This window comes from Nostoc sp. CCY 9925 (assembly GCF_963920935.1).
Classification (GTDB): Bacteria; Cyanobacteriota; Cyanobacteriia; order Cyanobacteriales; family Nostocaceae; genus Nostoc.
In genome coordinates, this window is the sequence record NZ_CAWUDO010000029.1 from 61,530 (window position 1) to 86,489 (window position 24,960).

Consider the following 24,960-nt stretch of genomic DNA (forward strand, 5'->3'; position numbering starts at 1 on the left):
TTTGTTTGCTCATGCAAAGACGCAAAGTTTTTTTGCGTCTTTACAGCGAGTGTCTTAAAGAGTGTCGGGATCTACGCCCATAGCCCGTAGCCTATCTGCTAGTAATTGGCTGCGTTGTTCTGCTTGTTCAGCACGTTGTCGTTCCTGTTCAGCACGTTGTTGTTCCTGTTCAGCACGTTGTTGTTCCTGTTCAGCACGTTCATCCCCAGTTAGCAAAACATTACCATTTTGGTAGCACCAGCGTAACCAATTATCCTGTCTGCCTTCAAATTCACCTTCCCACAGAGTTATACCTAAACCAACTTGTTCTAACCAAGTTTCTGAAGTTTCAAAGTAGCGTGTTCCCCTAAGTTCATAAACATGCAGTATTTTTTCTGCTAATTGCTGATTTGGGTCATATACGATGTAGTAACTAGCCCGCATGTGTTCATAAATTTTCAGCTTTTTGCCCAGTTCATCACCTTCTTTATTAGAGATAATTTCTAGGACAACTTCGGGAGGTTTGCCAAAACGCCAAACCATATAACAACGATTTTGTTTTTCCCACCACTTTTCAGGTACTTGGACATCTAAGCTGAGAAAGACATCAGGCACAATTGGGGGCTGAAGATCTGTGTAGTAAATACCCACATTAGCTTCAGCTAAAACAGTCTGGTTTTGTAGAGAACTGTAAAGAGAACTCACTAAAAGACGTTGTTGTTTGGCAGATGCGAAATTATCCACAGGTGTATCATCTTCGGTAACTAACTGATTGGCATCTGGCACATAGTAATCATCATCATTGATTAAAAGCTGATTAACCATGACTGTATCCAGTATTAAGAACGTTATTTCTAGGTTAGTTGATTGGGGATAGGAGGGTGCATTGACTCAAGATTTTATACTGAAAAATTGTGAGGATTAGTCATCAATGGAATCTTTTTCAGAAGTTGTGAAGCTTTCTACACTACTAAATAATTTTAGACAACCCTGGTTTGTAGCGGGTGGATGGGCGATAGACCTTTTTATAGGAGATGTAACTAGGGTACATAAAGATATAGAAATCGCAATATTTAGGAAAGACCAAAGCAGCCTCCGAGAATATTTATTTGGTTGGGAATTTACTAAGGTTGTTAATGGAAAAATGGAGTCTTGGAATGAAGCTGAATGGCTAGAGTTACCAATACATGAAATTCATGCTCATACTAAAAATACTTTATTCTCGGAACTAGAGATTCTCTTAGATGAGTCTTCACAAAGCGAATGGAGGTTTCGCAGAAATCTTGATATTGCACGTCCATTATCAATGATTCGGTTACATTCTGATATTGGTCTACCGTTCCTTGCTCCGGAAATTGTACTCTTATACAAAGCCAAGAATCCCAGGTCTAAAGATGAAGATGATTTTTATCGTGTATCCAGGTTACTGCATGAAGAACGTCAAGCTTGGCTTAAGGAAGCAATAGCGGTGTGTCATCCTGGACACCATTGGCTTACAGAAATTGATGCTAATTGAAGATGAGTGCGATCGCACTTACTCTACATCAAATGCGATCGCCTCTTACTCCTCATGAACTGCTATTCTTGCAACAATGGTAATTACAGCCATATCAACCAGCCTTAAACAGCCTTAAATATCTACCTTTAACTCTAAAACCTATGCTTACCCAAGATAAAAAACAACGTAACTGGAAACCCATTATCAAAGCGTTCGAGGCTGTACTTGGCAAAAACGGCGTAGTGCAACGCCGTGAAGAACTTATTACTTATGAATGCGATGGTTTAACCAGCTATCGTCAACGTCCGGCTGTGGTGGTTTTACCAAGAACTACAGAACAAGTTGCCGAAGTTGTGAAAATATGCAACCAATATTCTATCCCGTTCATCGCACGCGGTTCTGGCACCGGTCTATCTGGAGGTGCTTTGCCGTTGGAAGATTCTGTTTTAATTGTCACTTCGTTAATGCGGCAAATTCTCAGCATTGATTTGGAAAATCAACGCACAGTTGTGCAACCAGGGGTGATTAATAGTTGGGTGACACAAGCTGTTAGTGGTGCTGGTTTTTACTACGCTCCCGACCCTTCCAGTCAAATTATTTGTTCTATTGGGGGAAATATTGCAGAAAATTCTGGTGGGGTACATTGTCTCAAATATGGCGTGACTACTAACCACGTTTTAGGATTAAAAATTGTGACGCCGTTAGGGGAAATTGTTGATTTAGGCGGACAAATTCCAGAAATGCCTGGTTATGATTTAACGGGTGTTTTTGTTGGTTCTGAAGGCACTTTAGGAATTGCTACAGAAATTACTTTGCGAATTCTTAAAAGTGCGGAATCAATTTGTGTGCTGTTGGCAGATTTTACTAGTATTGAAGCTGCTGGGGCGACTGTTTCTGACATCATCAGCGCTGGGATAATTCCCGGTGGTATGGAAATGATGGATAATTTTAGTATCAACGCAGTTGAAGATGTGGTAGCCACCAACTGTTATCCCCGCGATGCTACTGCAATTTTGCTAATAGAAATTGACGGTTTAGAAGTGGAAGTTGCAGGCAATAAACAGCGAGTTACGGAAATTTGTAAAAAGAATGGTGCGCGTAATGTGACTTCTGCTAGTGACTCAGAAACGCGATTAAAATTATGGAAAGGACGTAAAGCGGCTTTTGCTGCTGCTGGGCATTTAAGTCCAGATTATTATGTGCAAGATGGTGTGATTCCCCGTACTCAGTTGCCTTATGTTCTCCATGAAATTGAGATATTAAGTCAGCAATATGGTTATCGGGTTGCTAATGTGTTTCACGCTGGTGATGGCAATCTTCATCCACTAATTCTTTATGATAATTCTGTGTCTGGAGCATTAGAAAAAGTGGAAGAAATGGGAGGAAAAATTCTCAAGCTTTGCGTCCAAGTCGGTGGTAGTATTTCTGGCGAACATGGGATTGGTGAAGAGAAAAAGTGTTATATGCCACAAATGTTTAGTCAAGTTGATTTAGAAACTATGCAATGGGTACGGCAAGTTTTTAATCCTCAAGGTTTAGCAAATCCTGAAAAGATATTCCCCACACCACGAACTTGTGGTGAAGCCGCAAATACGTCGTCTGTGAAGCAATTTGAAGGTGTGGAAAGATTTTAAGAAGAAGCGATGGCACAGAGATGAAGAGTTTATGAGGTTCTGAGTTTTCACGGAATGTGGGAAGTTACATAAAAGTATAGCGTTGGGTGGCGATCGCCACCCAACGCTCTTTGTTTTTTTAAGGTATCAAAAAGACAGAGCAAAAATTTGTATTTTCCCAGATTACATGAGTAAGATTATACGTAAGTAATTTGACATGATTAATTTATTACACAACATCATTGTGAATGGATCGATCAGATAGACTCGACTTTGATGAAAATCTGGGTAAAAGGTCTAACCGTAATGGCAAATTGCTAAGTCAGAAAGAATACAAAACTAAAGGATAAGAGGATGCGTCTGAGAAAGGTAATCAACTATGGGATTTTTGTGCTGGTGATTGTCATTAGCTGTAGTCTAACGACAATTGCCCGTGGTTTTGACATTCCACCGCCAACTCAGAAAATTGAGTTCGCCCAACAGACGAGCGATCTCATGCTCGCCACGTTGTTCGCAGCGCTGACACAGGAGTTCGACGAGACCACACCGCAGAACGTAGAGCAGGGCAAGCACTCCATCTCGCTGATATTTAACGATAAGAATAAAGATATGCGGTTGGTCGGCACCTTTGGGCCGCTTCGGGAAAACGATCGCCCCTACGACAAATTTGAGCGTCAGGCACACGCCCTAGCGCTAGCGGGAGAGGCATACACCTCGGTCCAATGGGTAGAAGATCAATGGTACTATCGACGCTCGATCCCTCTGAGCAACTTCAGACCGGAGTGTGCGCTCTGCCACACCAATTACCAAGTCGGTCCCACGTCACAGCAAGTAGGTGCGCTCATGCTTAGAGTGCCGATCAAGTAGTAAGCAACTGACAAAAAAATAAAATAATTATTGTATAAGGTAGGAGTCAGTGCTACCGATGGCAACATTGACTCCTTTTTTTGTAGTAAATTTAACTATATATTGTTGCAGTTTTTAGGGTAATTTAATCATCATTTATTCACATATTCCGGAGAATTATAATTTGATTTAGTAGTTATATATAGTATTGCGATCGCACTTGGTAATGCTGACAAATGAATCAGGTTGCACGCCGTTTTTTTTCTTACTTGCTGTGTTTGGGATTAGTAATCGTCATAACAGTTTTTTCACACTCTTCAGGTCTAGTTTATTCTCAAAAAACAAGTCCTTTAAGTACAGAAATTCGCGGTGTTTGGCTGACTAATGTTGCTAGTGGTGTACTATTTGTACCTTGGGGTATTAATCGCGCTCTCAATCAATTATCGGCTCTCAACTTTAATACAATTTATCCTGTAGTTTGGAACCGAGGGCATACTTTTTATCAGAGTAATGTAGCTAAAATGACCACAGGCTCAGATACTCAGCCTTTGCTCAAGTTTATGCATGGTGGACAAGATGTTTTAACAAAGATAGTCAGACTTGCCAAAAATAAAGATTTGAAAGTCATTCCCTGGTTTGAATATGGGTTTATGACGCCGCATTATTCAGAATTAGCAAGGCGTTATCCTGACTGGTTGACAATTGGGCAACAAGGTATAAATTCTATTCAAGATACTCCGCCAGAAGAAATCGACAATGGCTTACTGAATAAGCAAGCTTGGTTAAATCCTTTACATCCACAGGTGCAAGAATTTATCCAAGGGCTAATTGTGGAAGTAGTCCAAAATTACGATGTCGATGGTATTCAAGTTGACGATCACTTTGGGATGCCTGTACAGTTTGGTTACGATCGCTTCACTATTGAACTTTACCAACAAGAACATCAAGGCAAAAATCCCCCAAACGATCCTTTCAACTCAGAATGGATGCGTTGGCGAGCAGACAAAATTACTGATTTCATGGCAGAAATCTATCAAGCTGTCAAGGCAGTTAAACCCAAAGCCAAAATATCTTTGTCTCCTAATTACCAAGCTTTTGCTTATAAATACTATTTGCAAGACTGGGAAAATTGGGTAAAAAAAGGTTTAGTTGATGAGTTAATTTTGCAGGTATACCGAAGTGACAAAAAGTCTTTTATCGCTCAACTCGAACAACCATCTGTAAAATTGGCTCAAAGTCTAATTCCAGTAGGAATTGGTATATTAACAGGAACGACGCGTAGTCCAGTCAAAATTCCCCAAATTAAAGCACAGGTTCAAGCAGTGCGCGATCGCAATTTTGACGGGATCTCCTTTTTTTACTGGGAAAGTCTGTGGGGTTACATTGTACCTGAATCACCCCAACAGCGACGCAAAGCTTTTCTTGACATGTTTGATGCTAAAACTGTCAGATTAATAAAACGCAGTGGGCAATAGGGACTAGTGAATGGGACATTGGGAGTGCTGTTAGCAAAGGGGGCGCGTTTAGCCCGTGCTGAGTTAGGAGTTATTATTCTCCCCATCTCCCTCATCCCTATTCCCCACTCCCCACACTCCCTACTCCCCTTGATGCCATTAGTACCTAAAAATACTAAATATAGCTTTACTTGTCTCTGGACTTTAGCTACTTTTAGCGGTTTTTTGCTGAGTTTGTTGTTAATTGAAATTGGTGAACAGCCTGATATTGGAGTATTAGAAGCTGCTATCGGCGGATTTGCGATCGCACTTGCTCAAGGTTGTCTTTTTAAAGAACCTATATTATGTATTAGGTGGATTTTGTCAAGTCTTTTAGGTTGGAGTCTTATCACTGCCATCGGTATTGGTGGCTTGGGTTGGTTTGTATTTAGCACTCAGTTTCTCCCTTTGAGAATTCTCTATGGGGCAATTTATGGAGGACTCGGCGGCTTAGGGATTGGATTGACACAATGGTTAGCAATTTCCCAACCCGCTTCTGTAGCTTGGCGATGGATATTGGTCTCTTCAGCAAGTTGGGCAATTGCTATTCCTTTCGGTTCTGCTGCCGGGATCGTTTTACGCCGCTTCACTCACCTATTCTTAGGCGAAGTCATCGGATTAGCTATTACTTGGCTGCTGGTTGGTATATTGACTGGAATTAATGCTCATAAATTGCGATCGTGAATTGGGCATGGACAAGAGGATGGGGCGCAGAGGCGAAAGACTTACTCGAACTTCCTCTTTACTCCTCCACCCCTTTGCTTTCCATCTGCTTTTCCCAATGCCCTATACCTGAATACAGTTCAGTTAAGTATTTCTTTCTTCTCTTCCTTTGTGTTCTCTGCGTCCTTTGCGGTTCGTTAAAAAATTGACTTTGACAAAGAATTAAGAATTAACACCAAGCGTATTGCCCTATACTCAATATTAAGAATTATTAATTAAATTGATAATTATTGATGATTGCACCTAAATATATGCAAAAATTCTGAAAAACTGTTCAAAATCAGTCAACTTTTTGTTCACCTGCAAATGCATTTTCGCCTTCACAAAGCAGGATTTTTTAAGCTGACTCCTATTAGCTTTCCCAAATTTCCGATCGCGAAGTAGAGAAAGATCCAAATTTCCGATGAGCAACGGCTGACAACACTTTGCCTTAGGCGCCTAATTGCATCTACTACAAGCATAACTACAAGAGAGCGCCTACAAAAGTCAGTAATACCAGACAGGGACTCTCGCATGAATCTAAATCCGACTGAATCAACTATAGAGTTGACAAAATTATCGCCTCCTCAGATTCTCTTCGGCACAGAAGTAGATAAAAAAGGTAGTAGCGAGCAGTTTCTACTGAGTATGTACGATTCTGTGCAGGCATCAATATTTGTAGTGGATGTCTTAGAGGACGGGGATTTTCGATATGTAGCACTAAATCCCACTCACGAACGTTGGTTAGGCATTCGCTCAGACGATCTGCGCGGCAAAAAACCGGAGGATATTCTCTCGCCCATTGATGCTGCTAGGGTGCGTCAGCATTACGCTGACTGCGTATTATTTGGCAAAACTATTTCCTACAAACAATGTTTGCAATTCCAGGGAATTCCAACTTGGTGGAGTACGACTTTGACTCCATTACGGGATGCTAACTCCAGGATTTATCGATTAATTGGTACTAGCAGTAATATTACTTCTGTAAAGGAAGCAGAACAAGCAGTTGAACTCCAGGCACAACGGGAGCAACTGTTAGAAGCGATCGCCTCTAGGATTCACCAGTCCGTAGAATTAGAGACAATTCTGCATCAGACAACACAAGAACTGCGGCAGTTTTTAAAGAGCGATCGCGTGCTAATTTATCGCTTCGCTGCTGATACTAGCGGAGTGGTTATTGCCGAATCAACTGTGGCTAATAGCGATCCACTGTTAGGAAAAAACATCACCGATCCCTACTTCGGTAGCCATTATCAAGAACACTATAGCCAGGGCTACATTCAAGTTATTGAAGATATTCATACAGCGGGATTACATCCTTGCCATATAAATTTCCTTGCATCTTTGCACGTGAGAGCCAATGTAGTCGTGCCAATTTTTTTGAAGCAAGATGTGTGGGGACTATTAATTGCTCAGCATTGCCACCAGCCGCGTCAATGGCAAGAAATAGAAACTAACTTGCTCAAGCAACTGGCAACTCAAATTGGCATTGCTGTCCAACAAGCAGAACTTGATCAGCAACTCAACGATTTCCAAGCCAAGATCGAGTCGCACAAACAAAAACATATCAATCAGTTGCAACAAGTACGAAACTTTGAAGCCTTGGTGCGACGGATGACAGAACAAATCCGCGATAGCCTGGATGAAACTCAGGTATTGCAGACAGTCACCCAAGAATTAGTACAGTTACTTAACCTTGACCGTTGCCAAATCGAACTTTATAGCACCTGTCAAACCCAGGTAAATATTACTTACGAGTACACCACCAACTTACCCCAGTGCTTGGGATTGACTAAAGCAATTGCAGACCGTCCCGAACTTTATCAACCACTTTTGCAAAAACAACCTTTGCAATTTTTGGAAATTTTACCTGGATGGCAACCAAAATTGTTGGTTGTTGCTCAGATGGCTTGTCCAATTTTCGATACTCAAGGAATTTTGGGAAATATTTGGTTGACAAGACCAACACAAGAGGCCTTTGATGAATTTGAAATCGGGCTAGTGCAGCAGATAGCAAACGAATGTGCGATCGCTATTCGCCAAGGGCAACTTTACCAAAAAACCCAGGCACAGGTAAAAGAATTAGAAAAACGCGAACGACTAAAAAACGAATTTCTCAGAACCCTCTCCCAAGAACTGCGAACACCAATAACTAGCATCAGCCTCGCCGCTCAAACTCTCGAAAGTGTCCTCACACCAGAAGAAATATTAGATATAGAAATAGTTCCGCAGCTTTTACAGATATTGCATAACGAATGTGCGCGGGAAAGCAAGTTAATTAACGACCTACTCACACTCACATCTCTGGAAGCCGAACCAAATCTTCCAACTTTGATTGCCATTGATTTACAAAGCTGGCTTCACCCCATCATTGAGACTTTTCGAGATGTTACCAACTGCCAGCGCCAGCAGTTAAACCTAAGTATCAATAATACACTCCCACTTTTAGAGACAGATATCACAGACCTAGAGCGGATTGTCACCGAACTGCTCAACCATGCCTGCAAGTACACACCAGCAGGGGAATCCATCACAGTTTCGGCTGAACCGACAGCCGACACAATAGAATTTAAAATTACTAATTCTGGAATCGAGCTTACCAGCAACGAACTGTCACGGATTTTTGAGCCTTTTTATCACCTTGACAAACACGATCCTTGGAAACATAGCGGTACCGGACTGGAATTGGCATTAGTGCAGAAAATGGTTAAACATTTAGGCGGTTCAATTTGTGTAGAGAGTACAGGAGGTCAAACCACCTTCACCGTCAAATTTCCCCTTTAAATCGTTTTTTGGCGGTTGCACTGGCAAATTTATCATAAGTTTGCTATGATCGTTGTCTGTGTGGGTGACTAGCTCAACGGTAGAGCATCGGACTCTTAATCCGCTGGTTCTGAGTTCGAATCTCAGGTCACCCATTTTTTAAGTATTTTAACACTCTCATACCCCCACTGGCTGTCTAACTTGGGATTTTACCGCTTCAACAATGGCATCGGCATCAATTTTGGCAGCATGAAGCAGTTCTTCTGGGGTGCCGGAACCTGGCATCTCACTGACTGCCAACTTAATTAGCCGTACCTGGGTTTCATTGTAAGTAGGACTACTATTAGTACCCGCAAAAACATCCAGCACCGCTGCGCCTAATCCGCCTTCTAACCAATGGTCTTCAACGACGACTAAATTACCCTTGGTATCGCGTGCAGCTTGATGAAGTGTCTTGATATCAATGGGTTTGACGGAGTAGGCATCAATGACACGCACCGTAATACCTTCGTTTTTTAGACGGTCATAAGCCTTCAGAGCCTCGTGTAAAGTAATCCCAGCCGCTATAATTGCGGCTCGATCGCTGTCCGAACTACGGACTACTTTACTACCACCAATGGGAAAATCTTCATCAGAGCCATAAATTACAGGTGTGCTTTCTCTGGTAGTGCGGAGGTAGACAACACCATTGCGATCGCTCATCTGCGCTAGTAGTTTAGCAGTCTGGTTGGCATCGCTGGGATACAGCACAGTACTACTCCATACTGCTCGGAAAGCTGCTAAATCCTCCAGTGCCATTTGGGAAGGGCCATCCTGACCAATGGATACCCCGGCATGGGAACCCACTAATTTAATGTTGGCACGGGAAACAGCCGCCATCCGCACAAAATCGTAACCTCGACTCAAGAAAGCAGCAAAACTTGATGCAAAGGGTTTGTATTTTCGCACCTGCAAACCCACCGCTGCTGCAATCATTTGTTGTTCGGCAATGTACATCTCAAAGTAGCGCTCAGGATAAGTTTCAGCAAAATCTTCAGCATAAGTAGAGTTACTGACTTCTGCATCAAGGACAACTACATTGGGTTGAGCAGCTCCCAATGCTACTAAAGCGTCCCCATATGCTCGACGTGTTGCGACCTTTGCACCTTTGTTATAGGTGGGAAGTTGCAGCGTTTGAGAGTTACCTATTACAGCTGGTTGGCCTTGTTCTTCAGGTTTGTTGACTTGAATTCTGATGTGGCGTTCACCACCCAACTCGGCGATCGCTTCTTTTTCAGCATCGGGTTTAAGTGCTTTACCATGCCAACCACCTAAGTCTTCCAAGGAGACTACACCTTTGCCTTTCTTTGTCCGAGCAATAATTACAGTGGGGCGATCGTTGATACTCAAAGCAGCGCTCAAAGCTTGGTCAATCTCTGTAAAGTCGTGACCATCAATTTCAATTGCTTGCCAGCCAAAAGCTTTAGCACGCGCAGCATAGGCTTGCGTGTTCCAGCCTAATTCAGTCTGACCCCGCTGGCCTAGACGATTGACATCAATAATAGCGATCAGATTGTCTAGACTGTAGTGTGAGGCACGATCAAAAGCCTCCCAGACAGACCCTTCAGCTGTTTCGCTATCACCCAGTAACACCCAGATATGGTATGCTAGCTGGTCTAAATATTTACCTGCTAAAGCCACTCCTACACCAATTGGTAATCCTTGTCCCAACGAGCCAGTCGCCACATCAACCCAAGGTAAGACTGGTGTCGGATGGCCTTCTAAACGGCTGCCCAATTGCCGCAAAGACATTAACTTTTCATCAGTAATTACCCCCGCAGCTTTATACATTGCATACAGCAACGGTGCAGCGTGCCCTTTAGAGAGAATAAAGCGATCGTTATTAGGGTTATCTGGACGATCGAAATCGTAGCGCAGATATTTAGAGAGTAAAACCGCCATCAGATCGGCTGGTGACATGGACGAGGTGGGGTGACCTGAACCGGCAACAGTTGTAGCGCGAATGCTATCTATACGCAATTGTTGTGCTAATTCATGCCATTGGTGTAATTGCTCCTGTATGGCCATAGTAGTATTCCTAAATTAAAATTAAGGGTATTGCAGCGAAACCTTTATCTAATAACTTGTATTTTGGCGAAATCAAAGTTTAAAAGCCGCTCAAAATTGTAGATATGGAGTTCTACAATTAGGTAATGGTTAAATCTCTAATTTATAAGCATTTTGAATTGGGAATTAGAGGATTTTTATTCAATAATGGTGTCTTTTTCAACTAAAAGCAGACACAAATCTAACTAATTTTATTCAGAGATTTATTTCACTCTCCCTGGGTTTACTTTAGAAAGTAGGAGTTACTATCGCTTCTTTCTAATGGAGTAACTAAGTTTATTTCTTAAGGTATATAATCTAAATTAGAAGAGATAAAGTATTTTCTTTTTAGATGAATTGAAAAGTTCCGAGATGTTAAATAAAAGAAAAAATTCGTCTTAATGAACAATATTTATTCAGTATCAGCTATTTTCTATATTCTGAATCTTACAGTAAGGTAGCACAGCTCGCTACGCTACCTTACTACTAGCTGTTAGGTGATGATACTTGTTGTTTTGCTGCCGTCAACGCTTCATTCTGCTGAAACTTCGGGAAAAATTTCTGAGATATCCAGTTAGTACAGATGTGAGATAGCAGTCCTAGAGGACCAGCAAAAAAACACAAAGCTAGGGAATGAATTGTCCAAATACCTGTTTTTTGACCTTCCCAATATATCCAACGGCCAACAAATAAATCCATCACTAAATAATGAACCCAACCCGTTGCTGCAACTTTTTCATCTACAAAAAGTCGGGCAACATTAGCTAATTCCAGATTGGAGAAATCTTGGGCATTTTCTGGTGTAACGCTGTTGATGAACAAATACAAATATACTCCAGCTAACAGCACAAAAGGCAGATATGATGCCATTATTCGCTGTGTAACTTTCCAATTCGGCAATAAAATCATCAAAGTCCAAAAAGGCAAAACGAAAAGATTTGCAATGTTAAATATTTGAGAAATAGTCATAGTTTTGTGGAGTGGAGACTGGGGACTGGGGACTGGGGACACTTCGACAAGCTCAGTGCATCGCTGGGGACCGGGGGAATAACTCTTAACTCCTCACTCAGCAGGGGCTAAACGCCCCGCTAGCGCTAACAGCACTCTCAATGTCCAATGCCCAACTTATAAAGCTACGAGTTGGGATTCGATTTCTGAGGATTTTAAATCACGACCGATGAAAACTAAACGGGTTTGTCTAGCTTCTTCTGGTTGCCAGGGGCGGTCATAAAATTTATCAAATCTGGTTCCCACACCTTGCATTACTAGGCGCATGGGTTTGTTTGGTACTGCCACGAAACCTTTGATTCGATAAATTTCTTGTTCTTGTGCCAATGCTTGCAACTGCTGTTGCAGCTTTTCCGGGTCAAAGGCACGATCCAAAATTAAATTGGCTGAGGTAATTTCTTCGTCGTGGTTGTGGTCTTCTTCGGTGTCGTGATGACTGGGGCGAGAATCTAGGTTGTCTTCGACTGCGGCCTGGAATCCTAATAATATAGATGCATCGAGTTGAGAGCGGTCACTTTCGACAATCTTCACTACTCTGGGTAACTCTTGTTTAATCAATTCCTCGACTTTGGCTTTCGTGTCGGCATCTACCAAGTCAGTTTTATTCAACACCACTAAGTCTGCACAAGCAAGTTGATCTTCAAACAGTTCTTGCAAAGGTGTTTCGTGTTCTATACTATCATCTGCTTGCCGCTGAAGTGCGATCGCCTGCGGATCGCTGGCAAATGTCCCTGCTGCTACAGCCGCACAATCAACTACAGTAATCACCGCATCCACGGTGGCTGCATTGCGAATTTCCTGCCAGCGAAAAGCTTTCACCAAAGGTTTTGGTAAAGCTAAACCAGAAGTTTCAATCAAAATACAATCAATGCTATCTCGTCGCTTAATCAACTCTTGCATCGTCGGGTAAAACTCTTCCTGAACGGTGCAGCATAAACAGCCGTTGGTTAATTCAAAAATATTACTGTCGCCTTCGCTATCCTCAGGGCAAATTTGACAGGATTTCAACAATTCGCCATCAATACCGAGTTCGCCAAATTCGTTGACCAAAACCGCAATGCGGCGTCCTTGGTTGTTTTGTAGCAGGTGGCGAATGAGGCTAGTTTTTCCACTACCTAAAAAGCCTGTAATTACTGTGACCGGAATTTTTGTAGCCATATTTTGCGTGAAGTCTTCAATATCATAAGTTTTGCTGTTTATCAACTTATATACTGAAATTATCCTAAGTTTAAATATTGACTAAGTTATTCTAAACTGAAATTCTAGGATACAACTAAGAATTCTTCCTCTGCTCCCAATACGGTTCAAATAAGCTTTTTTCTCTTCCCCTGCTCAAGAACAGCCTACTTCCACCGATAAATTCCTTAACTCAACTGTATTGCCTCTGCTCCCTGATTTCCCCACGTCCTCATCTCCCCACTCCCAAATTCTGTTTTTCAAGAATGATTCTCTATTTTGTGGCATAAATTTAGTCAATACGGGCGATATGTACATAGCAGCGTTGATCACTAGGGACTGACTTATGAATAACTCCACCTATCAGCTAGACGATTTCACCTTAACATTGCCAATTTCCCAAACAGCTCGCATAACTGCCCAGCAATTTGCTAATCAGCAGCCAAATTCTCAAAAAGCAGAGCAAGTCCGGCTGAATACTCTAGCTGTGTGGGTGGTAAATGACTATTTGCAAATGATGGATATTCCCACCGATCTCGAAGCTAGTGACAGTTGGAACTCTATCATGCGCCTCTGCGGGGATGTAGCTGACTTAGAAGTGCCTTCCGTTGGTCGTCTTGAGTGTCGTCCTGTTCAAAAACACCAGCAGATATGTTCCATCCCTCCAGAAACCTGGGAAGAGCGGGTAGGCTACTTAGTGGTTCAATTTGATGAATCGCTCCAAGAAGCAAACATACTGGGTTTTGTGCCTAGTGTCGCAACTGAAACACTACCTTTGAGACAACTCCAACCATTGGAAGCATTTATCGACCATATGGCGCAACTTCAGGAATCTCCGCTCGCCTCACTGGTGAATTTGAGTCAGTGGTTTGCTGGTATATTTGAGACGGGCTGGCAAACTGTTGAATCTTTGTGGAATCTGCCAGAACTGAGACCAGCTTATGCTTTTCGCAGTACTCAAACTCTAGAACTGAATGCTCCAAACCGACCAGAATCAATTACTAAACGTGCAAAGCTGATTGATTTGGGTATCCAAATTCTGAATCACCCCGTGATGTTGATTGTGGAAATCGCCCCTGAAAAGGATCAACAAACCAGTATTCACCTTCAGTTGCACGCAACTGGTAGTCAAATTTACTTGCCTCCAGCAGTTCATCTCACCGTTTTAGATAGTTCGGGAGCAGTCTTTTTAGATGCTCAATCTAGAAAATCAGACAATTACATTCAGTTACAGTTTCGCGGGGAACCCGGAGAACAATTTAGCGTTAGGGTAGCATTGGATGGTATTAGTCTTACTGAACATTTCCGGATTTAAAACCTCTAGCTATCTTCCCTCTTTATCGATAATTTATAAGTGGTTAATTGATTAATTAAAAATTCAAATCGGCTTTTTGGGATTTTCAAAAAAGCTCTGTACGCCCTTGGTGAAGCTTGTCACCAGACATCAGAGGTTTGTGAGTCTGCACAGAATGAGGGATAGCGACGGTCATGGGTAAGTTAGTGGTGCTGAAATTCGGAGAGGGTAGTTTTGAGCAGGGGTTTGCTGTCACCCTGCAAATTGGAGAAGAACACAAGCGTGCTACAACAGAAATCACGGGTAAGTTACCTCCATTTCCGGAAATGCCGCTCTACTATAGTCATTGGCAGTCTAGTTATCGGCAGATAGGTAATCGTTATCGCCTCCATGCTGAGCAAATGCAGGTGACGAATGTATCAATGATCCAAGACTGCGAAAACACTTCTCATATTTTGCGGGCACGCTTTAATACCTGGCTGAAAGCGGAGGAGTTTCGCTCTGTAAGAGAAAAATGGTTAGAAAGATTGTCCTCGGATGAAGAAGTACGGGTAATTTTACAAACAGAAAATAGCCAATTACAGTTATTACCCTGGCATTTGTGGGATTTGTTAGAACGTTACCCCAAGGCTGAAATCGCCCTTTCTTCACCAACTTACGATCGCATTCACAAGCCACGCACTCCGAATCCTTTAGTCAATATTTTGGCAATTGTCGGTAATAGTCAAGGAATTGACACTCAGGCAGATCAAGCTTTATTGCAATAGTGTAGCAACGCCGAAGTCAGTTTTATCGTTGAACCACAGCGCAAAGAATTAACTGAGCATCTCTGGGGAAAAAACTGGGATATTCTCTTTTTTGCCGGACATAGCTCTAGTCAGAGAAACGGAGAAAGCGGACGAATTTACCTGAATAAAACTGATAGTCTCACCATTGGCGAGTTGAAGTTTGGTCTGAGGAAAGCCATTGAAAATGGTTTGCAACTAGCTATATTCAATTCCTGCGATGGATTGGGATTGGCACGAGAATTGGCTGATTTGCAAATTCCTCAGATAATTGTCATGCGCGAACCGGTTCCAGACCAGGTTGCTCAAGAATTTTTAAAGTATTTTCTCCAAGGCTTTGCTAGTGGAGAGTCTTTATATCAATCAGTACGCCAAGCGCGGGAACGCTTGCAAGGACTTGAAGATAGATTTCCTTGTGCGACTTGGCTACCAATGATTTGCCAAAATCCAGCCCAGATGCCTCCTACTTGGGATGAATTAAGGTCTAGAGAAATTGAAGAGATGCCAAATTTATCTCCGTCCATTAAACGCAGATTTAGCATCACTTTGTTATCCAGTTTGGCAGTTACAGCCTTCATTTTTGGGGCGAGGTTGCTGGGAATCCTAGAAGGTACAGAGATTCAAGCCTTTGACCAGATGATGCGATCGCGTCCAGCAGAAGGAATTGATTCCCGCCTGCTGATAATCACCATCGACGATGATGATTTGGCAACTCAAAGAAAAAATGGTGAGTCTTTAATCGGAGCTTCCATTTCCGAAAAATCTCTCAACAAACTTTTAGCAAAACTCAATCAATACAAACCCAGAGCGATCGGCTTAGATATCTACCGTGATTTTCAAGCCAAACAGCCAGATTTAATTACTCGTCTGCAAAAAACTCCAAACTTAATTGGCGTATGTAAAGGAACCGATGGCACAGCCAGTATTAGAGGTATTCAACCGCCACCAGAAATTCCGCAAACAAATATCGGCTTTAGTGACTTTATTCATGACCGTGATGGAGTTATCCGTCGCCATCTTCTATTCATGAACCAAGAGCCGACATCATTGTGTTCTACCTCCTACTCGTTCAGCCTACAACTGGCTTCCCTCTATCTGCGACCTTCAGGAATTGGAGTCAAGTTTACCCCCCAAGGAAATTTGCAGCTGGGTAAAACTGTTTTTCCAAATTTAAACTCTCGTAGTGGAGCCTATCAAAATATTGATGCCAATGGCGGTCAAATCTTACTCAACTACCATTCTCCAAAAGAAATTGCCCAACAGGTAAAGTTAACCGAATTTTTATCTAGTCCAGTTAATCCCAATGCTGTCAAAGACAGGATTGTTTTGATTGGTGTGATATCAAGAGGAGATTCTCCAGATACCTGGCCAACACCCTACGGAGTTCCTCTGGACGACCAAATGCCAGGAGTCTTGGTACAAGCGCATATGGTCAGCCAAATACTCAGCGCTGTCGAAAATGGACGTCCATTGCTGCGGGTTTGGTCACTATGGCTTGAGATGGCTTGGATTTGTGGCTGGTCTCTGGTGGGAGGAGTTCTAGCTTGGCGAAACCTTTCATTACCTTGGTTGGCATTAGCAGTTGGTGTTACCTCTAGTGTTTTATATGTAGCTTGCTTTAGTCTGTTAATTTGGGGTGCTTGGGTACCTTTTGTACCATCAGCTTTGTCCCTATTAGCCACCGTTGGTTTGATGTCAATTTATAATTTCAAAACAATAAATCCCAGTTCAAATACTTAGAAAATCGAGAGTGGGGAGATGAGGGAGTGGGGACTGGGGACTGGGGACTGGGGAGAAGTTTTAGTAAGTCTTTCCCCTGTGGCCCATTCCCAATACTTCGGCTCCCTTCTCTAGGAGAAGCTACGCCAACGGTTTCGCTCAGGACAGGTCGCTCGGTACAAGTGCCCAATGCCCAATACCAAGACTTCGGTTTCTCTACGAGACGCACTCGCGTTCGCTTAGTACAAGTGCCCAATGCCCAATCTAAAATCCTATGAGGTGGTATTTTTATGAAGTGTAATTTACAACCAATAAAACTATTTTTAGTACTAGCTTTGGGTTGCACCAATTTATTAGTTAGCGAGACTTCGAGCCTTGGTCGTGAACTTGGCGATCGCTCTAATTCTAAAATGATTCTTGCTCAAACCCCACCCTTTGAGCAACCTCCAGTTCCACCCGGCCGTACTCCTGGAGGACGCGTCCGGGGCGGGGCTACGCGAGGAGATCCTGATTTTGTATGTCCAGCTGCTACACCTGACCTCACGGCTTTAGTCCCATTTACTGAGGAAGCTGATGGGGTGGTTAATGTCTGGTCACAAACGACCTTAGAACGTCCAAGTTGGTTTTTTTATGTGCCATATACCAAGGATGTCGCTAATGTAGTGGAATTTGTGCTGCAAGATGGGGACTCTAACCAAGTTTACAAAGAAGCGATCGCTATACCAGATAAGCCAGGAGTTATACGCGTTTCTCTACCTAGCACTGCTCCGGCTTTGGCACTTAACAAAGAATACCGTTGGTTTTTCAGTATTAACTGCGATAAAGGAAAAAATGCCCCCTGGACTTACGTTGAAGGCGTAATAGAAAGAGTTGGCCTGAATCAATCTACACTTAAAGAATTAGAAAATGCAGATCCTCTAAAGCGCTATACAATCTATGCCCAAAAAGGGTTATGGTACGAGGCAATAGCAATACTGGCTCAACTGCGCCAGAAAAATTCCAAAGATGCTGCACTTCAAGCGCAGTGGCAGAATTTGCTAGCCAGTATCCGCTTAGATGATGTTGCCAAAAAACCGCTTTTGTTGGACGAACCTTAGACTCCGAGGCATGGGGAAGAGGCAGGGGAGAAGCTCCTCCCCTCTGCCTCCTGCCCCCTGCTCCTCTGCTTGTCCCTCATCTCCCTACTTAGCGCTGACTAAACCATTGTGCCTGAGCAGAGCGATCGTACTTGGTTCACGACCCCGGAAAGTTTTAAACACCTGCATTGGATGTTTTCCACCACCAAGCGCCAGCACAGTATCTCGATAACGCCGTCCTGTAGCTTTTATAGCTTCTTCATTTTCTAATCCAGCTTCTTCAAAAGCGGCAAAAGCATCAGCACTTAGGACTTCAGCCCACTTGTAACTGTAGTAACCAGCTGCATAACCACCCTCAAAGATGTGTCCAAAAGCACACAACATGGAATCTTCTGGAAGTGGTGGTAAAACCGTAGTAGTCTTAGCTATGCGATGACGCACATCTGCTGGGGTTTCATCACTATCAGAACGATAGCGGTGGTGTAGTTCTAAATCAACGCAGCTAAAGTGAAGCTGTCGCAACATAGCAGTACCACTCATATAATTACGCGCTGCCAGCAGTTTTTGATAATAATGTTCTGGTAGAGCTTCCCCTGTTTCGTAATGCTTCGCCATGCCAAATAAAGTCAGTCGCTCATAGCACCAGTTTTCCATAAACTGACTAGGTAGTTCCACTGCGTCCCATTCCACATTGTTGATGCCTGCGGCTCCAGCATAATCAATCTTGGTCAGCATGTGGTGTAATCCATGACCAAACTCGTGAAACAAAGTCTCTACTTCATAGAAAGTCATCAAACTAGGTTTGCCATCTATTGGCGGAGTTTGGTTACATATCAAGTAACTCACAGGTAAGCGGATGCTAGTTACACCATTTTCTGTGATTTTGGCACGATTGATGCACACATCCATCCAAGCACCACCGCGTTTTTCTGCAGGACGGCTATAGGGGTCTAAGTAGAAGTAAGCTATGGCAGAACCAGTTTCATCAGCAATTTGGAAATAACGGACATCCTCATGCCATACTGGCGCTTGACCATCAGCAGGAGTGACAGTGACGCCAAATAACCGCTTCACAAGACCAAATAAGCCATCCAGTACTTGGGGAAGGGGAAAGTAGGGACGTAATTCTTCAGCAGTAAAGGCAAATTTTGCTTCTCGTTGGCGTTCTGCCCAAAAGCTGATATCCCAGTGTTTTAAATCCTGATATTCTTTTCCATGTGATGCCGCGAAAGCTTGGAGTTCTTCTAAGTCTTTGACAGCAGCATCATAACTGGCCTGACGTAGTTCTTCTAATAATGCTTCGACTGCTTCAACATTAGGAGCCATTTTACTGGCAAGGCTCAACTCGGCATAACTTCCAAAGCCAAGTAAATCTGCGAGTTCTTGCCGTAACTCAAAAATCCGTTTAATTAGAGGGTTGTTATCTAAATCACCACTAGAAGCACGGGTAATATAAGCTTTGTAAAGCTTTTGGCGTAAATCTCTGCGGGTGCTGTGCTGCATGAAAGGGCCGTAGCTGGGGAAGTCCAAGGTAATACGCCAAGGGCCATTTTCTGGTGTAGCGTTGCTTTCACCAGCCTCACGAGCAGCTTGGGCTGCTAAACTCACTAAGCTTGGCGGTAAACCGTCAATTTCGGCTTTTGTTGTCAGGGTTAGGCTAAAACTTTTAGTAGCATCCAGTACATGGTTAGAGAATTTCGTAGAAAGTTCTGCTAATTCCATCTGAATGACATTGAAACGCTCTCTTGCTTCTCCTTCTAAGCCAACACCAGAAAGTTCTGCATCTCTGATGGCGGCTTCTACAATCCGCTGTTGGGCTGGTTCTAAAGTTGCCCAACTATCGCTGGCACGCAGTACTTTAAATGCATTGTAGATGGGTTGGCTTTGACCCAGCTTGTTGATAAATTGTACTACTTGTGGCTGTATGGTTTCATGAGCTTCCCGCAGTTCAGGGCTATTTTTAACACCCATTAAATGATTTACTGCACCCCAACTCCAGGTAAGCCGTTCAGTCAGCTTTTCTAAGGGTTCTACTAAACCTTCCCAGGTAGGCTCTACGTTAGCCTCTAAAGCCGTAAGCTGCTGGTCGAGTTCTGCCACCAATTGCTTAAAGGCTGGTACTACTCGTTCTGGTTTAATCTCTGCAAATGGAGGTAGGCCAGTGCCTTGGAGTAAAGGGTTGTCAAAAAGAATGGTACTTGCACTCATGTTTTTCTTTGAACTGCGGATTAATAAAAATCAACAATGATTTCTATTTATATATTTATTTATATATCTTCTAATGTAGCGATCGCTGTGCTATTTAGTCTCGCCATTCTGGCAAAATAACACCAAGAACTACGATCTTATCCTTTTTCTCATTTCAAGATGACTAAATCGGTTTTTTACTAGTCAGCTACGACCAGGGCGATCGCAAAGCCGTCGTATCCTTTGCTACCCACTGTTTGGAGCGCGGTGGCACTTAAACGCGGCTCAGATGCCAGCAATTCGTTGAAGTGACGCACTCCTTGGACGCTGGCATCGCTACTATTTGTATCGATTACTGCTCCGTTACGGACGACATTATCAGCAACAATCAGGCTACCTCGACGGGAAAGTTTCAGCGCCCAAGCTAGGTAATCAGGATTGTTGGGTTTGTCGGCGTCGATGAAAATCAGGTCAAATGGACTGCGACCTTCGGCGGCGAGTTGTGGCAATGTAGAGAGTGCTTGCCCAAGCCGCAGCTCAACTACTTCATTGAGACCGGCGCGTGCAATGTTTTTCTGGGCAACTTCGGCGTGTTTGGCATCGGCTTCTAGCGTAATTAAGTAACCGTCGCTGGGTAATGCTCGCGCCAACCAAATTGTGCTGTAACCTCCCAGAGTACCAATCTCTAAAATGGTGCGTGCCCGTTGGAGTTGCGCTAATAGTAGCAACAACTTGCCCTGATTCGGCGAAACGTTGTGCGGTGGCAAACCGGCCGCAGCACTGGCTTCGAGTGCCGCATCCAGTACCGGGTCAGAGGGCACAAACAGGTCGGTGAGGTAACTGTCAACCGCAGTCCATTGCTCTTGAGTCATGGATGTATCCTCTGAAGAACCACAAGGGAAAGGGAAAGGGGGAAAGGGATTGAATTATGGATGTTTCTTTTATTCATAGCGGGTGGAGGGGCGGCTGTTGGGTGCTTTCAAGGCAGATTAAAATTCTCGGAAATAAATTTATCTATGTACTCTGCGGTTCTGGGGTTAAATAAATTACTTTTAAACCGCAAAAACACAGAGTACACAGAGAGAAAAAATTAAATTTTAGGAGTATGTTATTTCAAGTAAAAGTGTGGTTTACACTACCTGCTTTTCTTGTGATTTTGCCAATTCGCTAGGTGCGATCGCTCCATTTTCTGTAATGATGGCTGTAATCAATTCGGCTGGCGTGACATCAAATGCTGGGTTGTAAAAATCTACTCCGTTAGGTGTGAGCATTGTATCGCCGACTTGATAGATTTCTGTGGGATCGCGTTCTTCAATGGGAATTTTGCTACCATCGACTAGTTCAAAATCAATGGTAGAAACGGGTGCAGCCACAAAAAAGGGTATATTATGTGCTTTGGCTGCGATCGCTACGCTATATGTACCAATTTTATTCGCAGTGTCACCGTTAGCGGCAATGCGATCGGCACCCACAACTACTGCATGAATCAAACCCTGTTTCATACAATGGGCTGCCATGTTATCAGTAATTAATGTGACTGGAATCCCTTCTTGGACGCATTCCCAAGCGGTGAGTTTTGCACCTTGCAAACGCGGACGGGTTTCGTCAGCAAATACACGCCCTAAACGTCCTTGTCTCCAAGCAGAACGCACGACACCCAAGGCTGTACCATAACCTGCGGTAGCTAATGCCCCGGCGTTACAGTGGGTAAGCAATGTCAGCTTTTCTGGGGTAGTAGGCAAAACTTTTAAGCCATTGTCGCCGATCGCTTTACAAGTTTGCAAATCTTCAGTGTTGATTGCTTGGGCAGTTTGCAAGAGAATTTGTTTGATTTCTTCTACTGTTCCCAAGGTTTCGTAGGCAGTTTTGAGCATCCGGCTAATTGCCCAAAATAAGTTAACGGCTGTAGGACGAGTAGAACGCAACAACTCAGCAATTTTATCTAAGTGTTGCAGAAATTCCTGGCGATCGCTTGTTTGAATTTCCCTTGCGCCAAGATACATTCCGTATGCGGCAGCCACACCAATTGCAGGCGCACCCCGGACAATCATCGTTTTAATCGCCCGCGCCATATCTTCACTGCGGTGAATTTCTACGAATGTATATTCATTCGGTAAAAGAGTTTGGTCAATTAGTGACACTGAGTCGTTGTGCCAAATGACTGGATAAACCTGGTTTGTACAACCTGTCATAAAATAAGGCAATATTTTTTAAATTTGCTGAGAGAATAATAAACTTTTACAGATTGAAATTAAAGCGGTTATTTTGTGTAACAATTACACCTTGATTTTAATTTCTGAACATGCTCTAATTTTAGCAAAACTTCATCAAATTTAAAATTTTGATTGGGAAGCTCGGCTTCAAGTGGTTTTCGCCAAAGTTGTATTTGGCAAGTCGATGTAAACTCAAGTAGAAAAAGGTGAAAAAATGACCCAAAAAATTATTTACGGGACAGTTGGTGATAACGGAACAAAACAAAGTGGACAAGGTTTTGAAGTTCAATCACCGGACACGGGAACTTATGTAATTACTTTTTTAGAATCTTTTGTTGAACCTCCCAGCGTCGTAGCTACTTTGAAAGATTGGGGTGCAGATAATCAAATTATTGTTAAGGATATAACTACAAACAAAGCTGAAGTTAATATTTGGGATTTGGGAATTAAGCAACAATCAGGTGCAGGTTCTCCAGATCTGGCAGTTACAAAAGAAAAGTCTGCTTTTAATTTTATTGCGATCGGTGAAGGTAGTTAAGGGACTTCCAAAAAATAAATTATCCAATGTTGTGGGGTGGACTTATAGAAGCCACCCTACAATAAATATTTGGATATTTTATATTTAGAAGCCCCTAATCATCTGAAATTTGGAATTTGGTAAAGTGCTACTAGGCAATCAGACTGAAATTACTACTACTCAAAGTAACATTAGGATTTTGTAAACGGGCAAACTCAAACACTGTTCCTGCGCCCAAAACATTGCCATCCTGGTTATAGAATAAGCTGCCACTACTTTGGCTAAAGACAATACGCGCATTACTAGCGTTGACGGATTGATTATTAGCGACAACAGCAAAGTCAGTTAAAGCCTGTCCCACAGTATTAGTAATAGCATTGAAGGTCGTTTTACTCAGCACAATCTGGTCTTGTCCAACTTCAAAATCAGTGATGGTATCAATACCTAAGCTTGTGTTAAACACACTATTACTTTGGAACAGATATTTATCACTACCAATTCCACCTGTAAGAGTATCATTACCATTACCTCCCAAGAGGGTATCATTTCCTGCTAACCCTTGGAATTGGTCATTTCCATCACCACCAATTAGAGTGTTATTCAGTGTATTGCCAGTGAGAATATCATTACCTGTGCCACTCGTTGCATTTTCAATAACGTTGTTGGCAGACAAAATTACTTGGAGATTGCTATTAACTGTTTGCAAGGTGGTTACACCTAAATTGAGGTTGACAGCAACCGTAGTACCGCTAAAGTTAATAGTATCAGTACCGCCTGTTGTGGTTTCTATAATTGTGTCGGTTCCCAAAGCACTATTAGCTAGGAAAGAATAAGTATCATTTCCTGTTAAACCTTGGAGTCGGTCATTTCCACCACCACCAATTAAAGTATTATTCAGTGTATTGCCAGTGAGAGTGTCATTGCCTGTGCCACCTGTTGCATTTTCAATAACGTTGTTGGCAGAAAGAATCAGGTTGAGATTGCTATTAACTGTTTGCGAAGTTGTAACACCTAGATTTAGATTGACAGCAACCGTAGTACCGCTAAAGTTAATAGTATCAGTACCGCCTGTTGTGGTTTCTATAATTGTGTCGGTTCCCAAAGCACTATTAGCTAGGAAAGAATAAGTATCATTTCCTGTTAAACCTTGGAGTCGGTCATTTCCACCACCACCAATTAAAGTATTATTCAGTGTATTGCCAGTGAGAGTGTCATTGCCTGTGCCACCTGTTGCATTTTCAATAACGTTGTTGGCAGAGAGAATGAGTTTGAGATTGCTATTAACCGTTTGCAAGGTGGTTAAACCTAGATTTAGGTTTACGGCAACTGTAGTACCGCCAAAGTTAATAGTATCAGTACCACCTGTTGTGGTTTCTATAATTGTGTCCGTTCCCAAGGCAGTATTCGCTAGGAAAGAATAAGTATCATTTCCTACGCCACCATACAAAGTATCATTTCCAGCATCACCTGAGAATCTATCATCTCCCTGCTCGCCAAATAAACGGTCATTACCGCCACCACCAGAGAGGGTATCGTTACCTAAACCACCAAACAAATCATCATTGTAAGCAGTTCCTGTAATGTTGTTATTTACAACTGCACTGTTGAAAATAAAATCACTCGCTTGTAATTGGCTGCTGCTAATGCCATTGAGTTTGAGTCGATAATAATAATCGCCATCAAACACTCGATATCTGACGCTAATGATGGCGTTACCATCTGTATCATTAGTTGTCAGCAATAACAGATTATTAAAGTCACTGATGCCTAGAGTTCTCAGATCTATTTTGTCTTGTCCCTTTTGAAAATCAATGACGATATCTTGCTCTTTGGCAACAACAGAATTATCAAAGTACTCGAAGACAAATTCATCGTTTCCTGCACCACCATACAAGGTATCATTGCCAGCACCACCTAATAATCTGTCATTTCCCTGTTCGCCAAATAAACTGTCATTACCGCCACCACCAGAGAGGGTATCGTTACCTAAACCACCAAACAAATCA

17 protein-coding genes, 1 tRNA gene and 1 pseudogene are annotated in these 24,960 nt (G+C 42.7%); 11 read left to right on the forward strand and 8 right to left on the reverse strand.

What is annotated here, in order from left to right; translation table 11 throughout:
- Nucleotides 1-54: 54 nt before the first annotated feature.
- Nucleotides 55-804: a Uma2 family endonuclease gene (locus ACM0OY_RS16860; protein WP_414569995.1), complete on the reverse strand. Its 750-nt coding sequence runs from the start codon at nucleotides 802-804 to the stop codon at nucleotides 55-57.
- 106 nt (nucleotides 805-910) lie between these two features.
- On the opposite strand from ACM0OY_RS16860, the gene ACM0OY_RS16865 reads away from it, so the two are divergent.
- From ACM0OY_RS16865 to ACM0OY_RS16895, 7 genes are all read left to right on the forward strand, one after another.
- Nucleotides 911-1,495, forward strand: coding sequence for a nucleotidyltransferase domain-containing protein (locus ACM0OY_RS16865; protein WP_414569996.1), 585 nt, complete (start codon nucleotides 911-913; stop codon nucleotides 1,493-1,495).
- A 143-nt stretch (nucleotides 1,496-1,638) separates the two neighbouring features.
- Complete coding sequence (glcD, locus tag ACM0OY_RS16870) at nucleotides 1,639-3,111, forward strand: glycolate oxidase subunit GlcD (RefSeq protein WP_414569997.1); 1,473 nt, start codon at nucleotides 1,639-1,641, stop codon at nucleotides 3,109-3,111.
- A gap of 333 nt (nucleotides 3,112-3,444) precedes the next feature.
- Nucleotides 3,445-3,957 carry a hypothetical protein gene (locus tag ACM0OY_RS16875; RefSeq protein WP_414569998.1) on the forward strand — a complete coding sequence of 171 codons (513 nt, stop codon included), beginning with the start codon at nucleotides 3,445-3,447 and terminating at the stop codon, nucleotides 3,955-3,957.
- A 215-nt stretch (nucleotides 3,958-4,172) separates the two neighbouring features.
- A complete protein-coding gene (locus ACM0OY_RS16880; protein ID WP_414569999.1) occupies nucleotides 4,173-5,411 on the forward strand; it encodes a glycoside hydrolase family 10 protein in 1,239 nt (412 codons plus the stop codon).
- A 132-nt stretch (nucleotides 5,412-5,543) separates the two neighbouring features.
- Nucleotides 5,544-6,113, forward strand: a complete 570-nt coding sequence (locus ACM0OY_RS16885; RefSeq protein ID WP_414570011.1) for a hypothetical protein — start codon at nucleotides 5,544-5,546, stop codon at nucleotides 6,111-6,113.
- A 552-nt stretch (nucleotides 6,114-6,665) separates the two neighbouring features.
- On the forward strand, nucleotides 6,666-8,915 hold the full coding sequence (locus ACM0OY_RS16890) for a GAF domain-containing protein (protein ID WP_414570000.1): 2,250 nt from the start codon (nucleotides 6,666-6,668) through the stop codon (nucleotides 8,913-8,915).
- A gap of 62 nt (nucleotides 8,916-8,977) precedes the next feature.
- Nucleotides 8,978-9,049: transfer RNA gene (locus tag ACM0OY_RS16895), tRNA-Lys, on the forward strand.
- A 22-nt stretch (nucleotides 9,050-9,071) separates the two neighbouring features.
- Here the strand turns inward: ACM0OY_RS16895 and ACM0OY_RS16900 are convergent.
- The 3 genes from ACM0OY_RS16900 to cobW form a co-directional block, all read right to left on the reverse strand.
- On the reverse strand, nucleotides 9,072-10,961 hold the full coding sequence (locus ACM0OY_RS16900) for a transketolase (RefSeq protein WP_414570001.1): 1,890 nt from the start codon (nucleotides 10,959-10,961) through the stop codon (nucleotides 9,072-9,074).
- 504 nt (nucleotides 10,962-11,465) lie between these two features.
- On the reverse strand, nucleotides 11,466-11,948 hold the full coding sequence (locus tag ACM0OY_RS16905; protein ID WP_414570002.1) for an ABA4-like family protein: 483 nt from the start codon (nucleotides 11,946-11,948) through the stop codon (nucleotides 11,466-11,468).
- Between the two features lie 156 nt (nucleotides 11,949-12,104).
- Nucleotides 12,105-13,145, reverse strand: coding sequence for a cobalamin biosynthesis protein CobW (gene cobW / locus ACM0OY_RS16910; protein ID WP_414570003.1), 1,041 nt, complete (start codon nucleotides 13,143-13,145; stop codon nucleotides 12,105-12,107).
- Between the two features lie 364 nt (nucleotides 13,146-13,509).
- Here cobW and ACM0OY_RS16915 point away from each other — a divergent pair, with 364 nt between their 5' ends.
- From ACM0OY_RS16915 to ACM0OY_RS16925, 3 genes and pseudogenes are all read left to right on the forward strand, one after another.
- On the forward strand, nucleotides 13,510-14,478 hold the full coding sequence (locus ACM0OY_RS16915; RefSeq protein WP_414570004.1) for a DUF1822 family protein: 969 nt from the start codon (nucleotides 13,510-13,512) through the stop codon (nucleotides 14,476-14,478).
- A gap of 173 nt (nucleotides 14,479-14,651) precedes the next feature.
- Nucleotides 14,652-16,982: pseudogene (locus ACM0OY_RS16920) on the forward strand (CHASE2 domain-containing protein).
- A 269-nt stretch (nucleotides 16,983-17,251) separates the two neighbouring features.
- Nucleotides 17,252-18,058, forward strand: a complete 807-nt coding sequence (locus tag ACM0OY_RS16925) for a DUF928 domain-containing protein (protein WP_414570005.1) — start codon at nucleotides 17,252-17,254, stop codon at nucleotides 18,056-18,058.
- 84 nt (nucleotides 18,059-18,142) lie between these two features.
- Here the strand turns inward: ACM0OY_RS16925 and ACM0OY_RS16930 are convergent, their stop codons facing one another.
- The 3 genes from ACM0OY_RS16930 to mtnA all read right to left on the reverse strand — a co-directional run bounded on the left by ACM0OY_RS16930 (nucleotide 18,143) and on the right by mtnA (nucleotide 22,416).
- Entirely contained in the window at nucleotides 18,143-20,245 is a 2,103-nt protein-coding gene (locus ACM0OY_RS16930) for a M3 family metallopeptidase (RefSeq protein ID WP_414570006.1), read from the reverse strand.
- Nucleotides 20,246-20,424: 179 nt separating this feature from the next.
- Nucleotides 20,425-21,096, reverse strand: coding sequence for an O-methyltransferase (locus ACM0OY_RS16935; protein ID WP_414570007.1), 672 nt, complete (start codon nucleotides 21,094-21,096; stop codon nucleotides 20,425-20,427).
- A 258-nt stretch (nucleotides 21,097-21,354) separates the two neighbouring features.
- Nucleotides 21,355-22,416: an S-methyl-5-thioribose-1-phosphate isomerase gene (gene mtnA, locus ACM0OY_RS16940; protein ID WP_414570008.1), complete on the reverse strand. Its 1,062-nt coding sequence runs from the start codon at nucleotides 22,414-22,416 to the stop codon at nucleotides 21,355-21,357.
- Between the two features lie 235 nt (nucleotides 22,417-22,651).
- Between mtnA and ACM0OY_RS16945 the strand changes: the two genes are divergently transcribed.
- On the forward strand, nucleotides 22,652-22,975 hold the full coding sequence (locus tag ACM0OY_RS16945; protein ID WP_414570009.1) for a hypothetical protein: 324 nt from the start codon (nucleotides 22,652-22,654) through the stop codon (nucleotides 22,973-22,975).
- A gap of 130 nt (nucleotides 22,976-23,105) precedes the next feature.
- Here the strand turns inward: ACM0OY_RS16945 and ACM0OY_RS16950 are convergent.
- Nucleotides 23,106-24,960: M10 family metallopeptidase C-terminal domain-containing protein (locus ACM0OY_RS16950; protein ID WP_414570010.1), on the reverse strand; the 1,855-nt coding region annotated here is incomplete at its 5' end.